Below are 6,111 nucleotides of genomic sequence, written 5' to 3'. Positions count from 1 at the left end.
GCCTGCGCTTCGCCATCCGCGAAGGCGGCAAGACCGTCGGCTCCGGCGTTGTCGCCAAGATCATGGAATAAGGCGAAACAGCATGGCCACCCAACAGAAGATCCGCATCCGCCTCAAGGCCTTCGATTACAAGCTGATCGACCAGTCCGCCGCCGAGATCGTCGACACCGCCAAGCGCACCGGCGCCATCGTCAAGGGCCCGGTGCCCCTGCCGACGCGCATGAAGCGCTTCGACATCCTGCGCTCGCCGCACGTCAACAAGTCGAGCCGCGACCAGTTCGAGATCCGCACGCACCAGCGCCTGATGGACATCGTCGACCCGACCGACAAGACCGTGGACGCGCTGATGAAGCTCGACCTGCCGGCCGGCGTGGACGTCGAGATCAAGCTGCAGTAAGCCGTCCTCGACAGGAAGTCAGTGCCCGCTCTTGCCAGGCTTGGCAAGAGCGGGCTATAATTTCGGGCTCCGCGCTTTTTGACGAGGCGCGGAGCTTTTATCAACCTTCTTTCGCCGCTTCCTTCGGGGAGCGTCAAACGCAGAAGCCAATTGCAGCGGCTGCGGCGGAAGCAACGGAGCAACAACATGAGTCAGAGCAACTCCCTCGGGTTGCTGGGCCGCAAGGTGGGCATGATGCGCCTGTTCACCGATGACGGGGACGCTGTTCCTGTCACGGTGGTCGACGTGTCGGGCAACCGCGTCACCCAGGTCAAGACCCAGGACAACGACGGCTACGTGGCCCTGCAGGTCACGTTCGGCAAGCGCAAGACCTCGCGCGTGACCAAGCCGTTGGCTGGCCACCTCGCCAAGGCGGGCGTGGAGCCGGGCGAGATCATCCAGGAATTCCGCGCCACCGCGGACACCGCCGGCAAGTACGCCGCCGGCGCCACCATCCCCGTGACCGACGTGTTCGCCGTGGGCCAGAAGGTCGACGTGCAGGGCACCTCGATCGGCAAGGGCTTCGCCGGCACCATCAAGCGCCACAACTTCAGCTCGCAGCGCGCCTCGCACGGCAACAGCCGTTCGCACAACGTGCCCGGCTCGATCTCGATGGCGCAGGACCCGGGCCGCGTGTTCCCGGGCAAGAAGATGACCGGCCACATGGGCGACGAGACCGTCACCACCCAGAACCTCGACGTCATCCGCATCGACGAAGCCCGCCAGCTGCTGCTGATCAAGGGCGCCGTCCCGGGCTCCAAGGGTGGCTTCGTCACCGTGCGCCCGGCGGTCAAGGCCAAGCCGGTCGCCGAGAAGGGAGCGAAGTAATGCAACTCGAACTCCTGAACGAGCAGGGCCAGGCCGCGTCGAAGGTCGACGCGCCCGAGACCGTGTTCGGTCGTGAATACAACGAAGACCTGGTGCACCAGATCGTCGTCGCCTTCCAGGCCAATGCCCGCCAGGGCACCCGGGCCCAGAAGGACCGCGAGATGGTCAAGCACTCGACCAAGAAGCCGTTCAAGCAGAAGGGCACGGGCCGCGCCCGCGCCGGCATGACCTCCTCGCCGCTGTGGCGTGGCGGCGGCCGCATCTTCCCGAACAGCCCGGACGAGAACTTCACCCAGAAGATCAACAAGAAGATGTACCGCGCCGGCATGGCGTCCATCTTCTCGCAGCTCGCCCGCGAGGGCCGCCTGGCGGTGGTCGATTCCCTGAAGGTGGATTCGCCCAAGACCAAGCAGCTGGCTGCCAAGTTCAAGGCCATGAACCTTGACTCGGTGCTGGTGATCGCCGACGAGGTCGACGAGAACCTGTACCTTGCCTCCCGCAACCTGGTGAACGTGCTCGTGGTCGAGCCGCGTTACGCCGATCCGCTGTCGCTGGTGCACTACAAGAAGGTGCTGGTCACCAAGGGTGCCATCGACAAGCTCAAGGAGATGTTCGCATGAGTCGTGTGAACCCCACTCCCGCCGAACGCAAGTTCGACGAAGGCCGCCTGATGTCCGTGCTGGTCGCCCCGATCGTCTCCGAGAAGGCGACGCACGTGGCCGACAAGGCCAACTCGGTGACCTTCAAGGTGCTGCAGAACGCGACCAAGCCTGAGATCAAGGCCGCCGTTGAACTGATGTTCAAGGTCGAGGTCAAGGGCGTTTCCGTGGTGAACACCAAGGGCAAGACCAAGCGCTTCGGCCGCTCGGTGGGCCGCCGCGACAACGTGCGCAAGGCCTACGTGACGCTCAAGCCGGGCCAGGAACTCAACCTCTCCGGGGAGGCCGCGTAAACCATGGCAGTCGTCAAGATGAAACCGACCTCGCCCGGCCAGCGCGCCGTGGTCAAGGTCACCCGCGACCACCTGTACAAGGGTGACGCGTACGCGCCGCTGCTGGAGCCCCAGTTCCAGAAGGCCGGCCGCAACAACAACGGCCACATCACCACCCGCCACAAGGGCGGTGGCCACAAGCACCACTACCGCGTGGTCGACTTCCGTCGCAACAAGGACGGCGTGCCGGCCAAGGTCGAACGCATCGAGTACGACCCGAACCGCACGGCCCACATCGCGCTGGTGTGCTATGCCGACGGCGAGCGTCGCTACATCATCGCCCCGCGCGGCCTGGAAGTCGGCGCGCAGCTGGTGTCGGGTTCGGAAGCCCCGATCCGCGCCGGCAACACGCTGCCGATCCGCAACATCCCGGTGGGCTCGACCATCCACTGCATCGAGCTGCAGCCCGGCAAGGGCGCGCAGATCGCGCGCTCGGCCGGCACCTCCGCGACGCTGCTGGCGCGCGAAGGCACCTACGCCCAGGTCCGCATGCGCTCCGGCGAAGTGCGCCGTGTGCACGTCGAGTGCCGCGCCACGATCGGCGAGGTTGCCAACGAGGAACACAGCCTGCGCCAGCTCGGCAAGGCCGGCGTCAAGCGCCACATGGGCATCCGCCCGACGGTGCGCGGCGTCGCGATGAACCCGATCGACCACCCGCACGGCGGCGGCGAAGGCCGCACCGGCACGGGCAAGCCGCCGGTGGATCCGTGGGGCAACCTGACCAAGGGCTACCGCACGCGTAACAACAAGCGCACGCAGACCTTCGTCGTCTCGCGTCGCAAGAAGTAAGGGGTCGCACAGATGACGCGTTCTCTCAAGAAGGGTCCGTTCGTGGACCACCACCTGGTGGCGAAGGTCGACAAGGCCGTCTCCGCCAAGGACAAGAAGCCGATCCGTACTTGGTCGCGCCGCTCGATGATCCTGCCCGACTTCATCGGGCTGACCATCGCCGTGCACAACGGCAAGCAGCACGTGCCGGTCTACATCACCGACCAGATGGTGGGCCACAAGCTGGGCGAATTCGCCCTGACGCGCACCTTCAAGGGTCACCCCGCGGACAAGAAAGTCCAGAAGAAATAAGGAGCAGACATGGAAACCCGTGCAGTCCTCCGTGGCGTCCGCCTGTCCGTCGACAAGGGCCGGCTGGTGGCCGACCTGATCCGCGGCAAGAAGGTGGACCAGGCGCTGAACATCCTGGAATTCACCCAGAAGAAGGCCGCCGTCATCGTCAAGAAGGTGCTCGAGTCCGCGATCGCGAACGCCGAGCACAACGACGGCGCCGACATCGACGAGCTCAAGGTCAAGACCATCTACGTGGAGCAGGGCGCGACGCTCAAGCGTTTCACCGCTCGCGCCAAGGGCCGCGGCAACCGCATCAGCAAGCCCACGTGCCATGTGTACGTGACCGTCGGTAACTGAGGCCAGGAAGAATATGGGACAGAAAATCCACCCCACCGGCTTCCGTCTGTCGGTGAGCCGCAACTGGGCCAGCCGCTGGTACGCGAACAACCGCGACTTCGCCGGCATGCTGGCCGAGGACATCAAGGTGCGCGAGTACCTGAAGGCCAAGCTGAAGAACGCCGCCGTCTCGCGCGTCATGATCGAGCGTCCGGCCAAGAACGCCCGCATCACGATCTACTCCGCCCGTCCGGGCGTGGTGATCGGCAAGAAGGGCGAGGACATCGAGAACCTGAAGAAGGAACTCGCCGTCCGCCTGGGCGTGCCGGTGGCCGTGAACATCGAGGAAGTGCGCAAGCCCGAAGTCGATGCCCAGCTGATCGCCGACTCGATCACCCAGCAGCTCGAGAAGCGCATCATGTTCCGCCGCGCCATGAAGCGCGCGATGCAGAACGCCATGCGCCTGGGTGCCCAGGGCATCAAGATCATGTCGGCCGGCCGCCTGAACGGCATCGAGATCGCCCGCACCGAGTGGTACCGCGAAGGTCGCGTGCCGCTGCACACGCTGCGCGCCGACATCGACTACGGCTTCTCCGAGGCCAAGACCACCTACGGCGTCATCGGCGTCAAGGTCTGGGTCTACAAGGGCGACACCCTGGGCCGCAACGACGCCCCGTCGCTGGACAGCACGCCGCGCCCCGAGGGCGAGGAGCGTCGCGGTCCGCGTGGCCCGCGCCGTGACGGCGACCGTCGCCCCTCCGGCGACCGCCGCCCGCCGTCGCGCGGCCCGCGCACCGCGGGTGCCACCGGCACCACGAATGCCGCGCCGGCCGACGGCAGCGACAAGCCTGCAGAGGCCACCACTGGAGGTGCTGACGCACCGAAAAGCACCGTTAAGCGCGTTCCCCGCAAGGTCAGCGCGCCGGCCGCTCCCGCGGCCGACGGTAAAGGAGAGTAAACATGCTGCAACCCGCTCGCCGCAAATACCGCAAAGAGCAGAAGGGCCGCAACACCGGCATCGCCACCCGGGGCAACTCGGTGGCGTTCGGTGACTTCGGCCTGAAGTCCACCGATCGCGGCCGCCTCACGGCGCGCCAGATCGAAGCCGCGCGTCGCGCCATCTCGCGCCACGTCAAGCGTGGCGGCCGCATCTGGATCCGCGTGTTCCCGGACAAGCCGATCAGCCAGAAGCCTGCCGAGGTCCGCATGGGCAACGGCAAGGGCAACCCCGAGTACTACGTCGCCGAGATCCAGCCGGGCAAGGTGCTGTACGAGATCGTGGGCGTGCCCGAGGAGCTGGCGCGCGAGGCGTTCAAGCTGGCCGCGGCCAAGCTGCCCCTGCGCACCACCTTCGTCACCCGCATGATCGGCGCTTAAGGAGAAGACATGACCAAAGCTGCCGACCTGCGCCAGAAGGATGTTGCCGGCCTCGAGAACGAGGTCAAGGACCTGCAGCGCGCCCACTTCGGGCTGCGCATGCAGAAGGCCACGCAACAATTGACCAACACCGGTTCGCTGCGCGTCACGCGCCGCGACATCGCGCGCGCCAAGACCATCCTGGCCCAGAAGCGCGCGCAATCCGCCACCAAGTAAGGACTAGCCCATGACGGAAGCCAAGACCTCCCTCAAGCGCACCCTCGTTGGCAAGGTGGTGAGCGACAAGCGCGCCAAGACCGTCACGGTCCTGGTCGAGCGCCGCGTCAAGCACGAGCTCTACGGCAAGATCGTTGCCAAGTCGAGCAAGTACCACGCGCACGACGAGAAGGGCGAGTACCACGTCGGCGATCTCATCGAGATCACCGAGAGCCGCCCCATCTCCAAGACCAAGAACTGGGTCGCGACCCGCCTGGTCGAGAAGGCCGTCGCGGTTTAAGCCGACGCCTGCGCAGCCCCTGGAAACGGCCCACAATGTGGGCCGTTTTCGTTTTTCCACCCACGAGGAGATGACGCCATGATCAAGGTTGGTGATGCACTGCCGGATGTGACCCTGCAGGAGTATTCGGAAGTCGAAGGCAACGGCTGCAGCATCGGGCCGAACCCGGTCAAGGTGAAGGACGTCGCGGCCGGCAAGACCATCGCGGTGTTCGGCCTGCCCGGCGCCTTCACGCCCACCTGCTCGGCCAAGCACGTGCCGGGCTTCGTGCAGAAGTTCGACGACCTGAAGAAGGCCGGCGTCGACGAGATCTGGTGCGTGAGCGTCAACGACGCCTTCGTGATGGGCGCCTGGGCGCGCGACCAGAAGTCCGGCGGCAAAGTCCGCATGCTGGCCGACGGCAGCGCCGACTTCGCCAAGGCCACCGGCCTGACGCTGGACCTCAACGCCCGCGGCATGGGCCTGCGCAGCACGCGCTACTCGATGCTGGTCAAGGACGGCAAGGTGGCGACCCTCAACGTCGAGGCCCCCGGCAAGTTCGAGGTCAGCGACGCCGACACCCTGCTGGCGCAAGCCAAGGCCTGA

The 6,111-nt window shown here is 66.1% G+C and carries 13 protein-coding genes; all 13 read left to right on the top strand.

All coding sequences use genetic code 11. The features are described 5' to 3' along the window. Positions 1 to 2: 2 nt before the first annotated feature. The 13 genes from GON04_RS27270 to GON04_RS14040 all read left to right on the top strand — a co-directional run bounded on the left by GON04_RS27270 (position 3) and on the right by GON04_RS14040 (position 6,111). Positions 3 to 71, top strand: coding sequence for an EF-Tu C-terminal domain-related protein (locus GON04_RS27270; RefSeq protein WP_370530052.1), 69 nt, complete (start codon positions 3 to 5; stop codon positions 69 to 71). 11 nt (positions 72 to 82) lie between these two features. Further along, complete coding sequence (gene rpsJ, locus GON04_RS14095) at positions 83 to 397, top strand: 30S ribosomal protein S10 (RefSeq protein ID WP_027102403.1); 315 nt, start codon at positions 83 to 85, stop codon at positions 395 to 397. A 186-nt stretch (positions 398 to 583) separates the two neighbouring features. Continuing rightward, positions 584 to 1,264 carry a 50S ribosomal protein L3 gene (gene rplC / locus GON04_RS14090; RefSeq protein WP_157398706.1) on the top strand — a complete coding sequence of 227 codons (681 nt, stop codon included), beginning with the start codon at positions 584 to 586 and terminating at the stop codon, positions 1,262 to 1,264. Beyond that, a complete protein-coding gene (rplD, locus tag GON04_RS14085; RefSeq protein WP_157398705.1) occupies positions 1,264 to 1,884 on the top strand; it encodes a 50S ribosomal protein L4 in 621 nt (206 codons plus the stop codon). The genes rplC and rplD overlap by 1 nt, the downstream gene beginning before the upstream one ends. Further along, entirely contained in the window at positions 1,881 to 2,216 is a 336-nt protein-coding gene (gene rplW / locus GON04_RS14080; RefSeq protein ID WP_157398704.1) for a 50S ribosomal protein L23, read from the top strand. The genes rplD and rplW overlap by 4 nt, the downstream gene beginning before the upstream one ends. Before the next feature lie 3 nt (positions 2,217 to 2,219). Beyond that, positions 2,220 to 3,044: a 50S ribosomal protein L2 gene (rplB, locus tag GON04_RS14075; protein WP_157398703.1), complete on the top strand. Its 825-nt coding sequence runs from the start codon at positions 2,220 to 2,222 to the stop codon at positions 3,042 to 3,044. Between the two features lie 12 nt (positions 3,045 to 3,056). After that, the gene (gene rpsS, locus GON04_RS14070; RefSeq protein WP_157398702.1) at positions 3,057 to 3,335 is read left to right on the top strand and encodes a 30S ribosomal protein S19; all 279 of its coding nucleotides are present in this window, start codon (positions 3,057 to 3,059) and stop codon (positions 3,333 to 3,335) included. Between the two features lie 9 nt (positions 3,336 to 3,344). Then, positions 3,345 to 3,674 (top strand): 50S ribosomal protein L22, encoded by a 330-nt coding sequence (rplV, locus tag GON04_RS14065; RefSeq protein WP_157398701.1) that lies wholly within the window; start codon positions 3,345 to 3,347, stop codon positions 3,672 to 3,674. 13 nt (positions 3,675 to 3,687) lie between these two features. After that, the gene (rpsC, locus tag GON04_RS14060; RefSeq protein ID WP_157398700.1) at positions 3,688 to 4,611 is read left to right on the top strand and encodes a 30S ribosomal protein S3; all 924 of its coding nucleotides are present in this window, start codon (positions 3,688 to 3,690) and stop codon (positions 4,609 to 4,611) included. A 2-nt stretch (positions 4,612 to 4,613) separates the two neighbouring features. Next, on the top strand, positions 4,614 to 5,030 hold the full coding sequence (rplP, locus tag GON04_RS14055) for a 50S ribosomal protein L16 (protein ID WP_157398699.1): 417 nt from the start codon (positions 4,614 to 4,616) through the stop codon (positions 5,028 to 5,030). 9 nt (positions 5,031 to 5,039) lie between these two features. After that, positions 5,040 to 5,246 carry a 50S ribosomal protein L29 gene (gene rpmC / locus GON04_RS14050; RefSeq protein ID WP_157398698.1) on the top strand — a complete coding sequence of 69 codons (207 nt, stop codon included), beginning with the start codon at positions 5,040 to 5,042 and terminating at the stop codon, positions 5,244 to 5,246. A 10-nt stretch (positions 5,247 to 5,256) separates the two neighbouring features. Continuing rightward, positions 5,257 to 5,526 (top strand): 30S ribosomal protein S17, encoded by a 270-nt coding sequence (rpsQ, locus tag GON04_RS14045; RefSeq protein ID WP_157398697.1) that lies wholly within the window; start codon positions 5,257 to 5,259, stop codon positions 5,524 to 5,526. A 78-nt stretch (positions 5,527 to 5,604) separates the two neighbouring features. Beyond that, a complete protein-coding gene (locus GON04_RS14040) occupies positions 5,605 to 6,111 on the top strand; it encodes a peroxiredoxin (protein ID WP_157398696.1) in 507 nt (168 codons plus the stop codon).

The sequence above is a fragment of the Ramlibacter pinisoli genome (assembly GCF_009758015.1).
Taxonomy (GTDB): domain Bacteria; phylum Pseudomonadota; class Gammaproteobacteria; order Burkholderiales; family Burkholderiaceae_C; genus Ramlibacter; species Ramlibacter pinisoli.
The sequence above is the reverse complement of the archived record's forward strand: the minus strand, read 5'-3'. Positions and strand labels throughout refer to the sequence as shown.

Excerpts from the sequence above, each read along its gene's own strand:
- rpsC (WP_157398700.1), top strand. The coding sequence starts at position 3,688 with ATGGGACAGAAAATCCACCCCACCGGCTTCCGTCTGTCGGTGAGCCGC.
- rpsS (WP_157398702.1), top strand. The coding sequence starts at position 3,057 with ATGACGCGTTCTCTCAAGAAGGGTCCGTTCGTGGACCACCACCTGGTG.
- rplC (WP_157398706.1), top strand. The coding sequence starts at position 584 with ATGAGTCAGAGCAACTCCCTCGGGTTGCTGGGCCGCAAGGTGGGCATG.
- rplV (WP_157398701.1), top strand. The coding sequence starts at position 3,345 with ATGGAAACCCGTGCAGTCCTCCGTGGCGTCCGCCTGTCCGTCGACAAG.
- rpmC (WP_157398698.1), top strand. The coding sequence starts at position 5,040 with ATGACCAAAGCTGCCGACCTGCGCCAGAAGGATGTTGCCGGCCTCGAG.
- rplD (WP_157398705.1), top strand. The coding sequence starts at position 1,264 with ATGCAACTCGAACTCCTGAACGAGCAGGGCCAGGCCGCGTCGAAGGTC.
- rplP (WP_157398699.1), top strand. The coding sequence starts at position 4,614 with ATGCTGCAACCCGCTCGCCGCAAATACCGCAAAGAGCAGAAGGGCCGC.
- rpsQ (WP_157398697.1), top strand. The coding sequence starts at position 5,257 with ATGACGGAAGCCAAGACCTCCCTCAAGCGCACCCTCGTTGGCAAGGTG.
- rplB (WP_157398703.1), top strand. The coding sequence starts at position 2,220 with ATGGCAGTCGTCAAGATGAAACCGACCTCGCCCGGCCAGCGCGCCGTG.
- rplW (WP_157398704.1), top strand. The coding sequence starts at position 1,881 with ATGAGTCGTGTGAACCCCACTCCCGCCGAACGCAAGTTCGACGAAGGC.
- rpsJ (WP_027102403.1), top strand. The coding sequence starts at position 83 with ATGGCCACCCAACAGAAGATCCGCATCCGCCTCAAGGCCTTCGATTAC.
- GON04_RS14040 (WP_157398696.1), top strand. The coding sequence starts at position 5,605 with ATGATCAAGGTTGGTGATGCACTGCCGGATGTGACCCTGCAGGAGTAT.